We start from the raw sequence: 262 nt of genomic DNA, 5'->3' as shown, positions 1-262 counted from the left end.
CCAGGCCGATGTCGTCATCCTCGCCGGGGCACCACTTGCCGGGCTCGCGCCGCGGGTCGCGGATCGGATTCCCGTACCGGTGGTCGATCCCATCGCTGCGGCAGTGAAGCAAGCGGAGGCCCTTATCGCGCTCCGCCCCCGAAAAGCCGAGACTGGTACCTTCAGCAGGCCACCTGCAAAGCCGACCCAAGGCCTGCCGGAGGCTCTCGCCAGAAGGATCGCCCACGACGATTTCTGATGGGGAGCGACTGAGGCTTCTCGA

The 262-nt window shown here is 66.8% G+C and carries 1 protein-coding gene; it reads left to right on the top strand.

The genetic code is table 11. From position 1 onward, the window contains the following. Positions 1-238 (top strand): aspartate/glutamate racemase family protein (locus MKL11_RS31045; protein ID WP_243950865.1); only part of this gene is annotated, 238 nt, incomplete at its 5' end. Positions 239-262 lie beyond the last annotated feature (24 nt).

Source organism: Methylobacterium sp. J-077, from assembly GCF_022829365.1.
GTDB lineage: Bacteria > Pseudomonadota > Alphaproteobacteria > Rhizobiales > Beijerinckiaceae > Methylobacterium.
The sequence above is the reverse complement of the archived record's forward strand: the minus strand, read 5'-3'. Positions and strand labels throughout refer to the sequence as shown.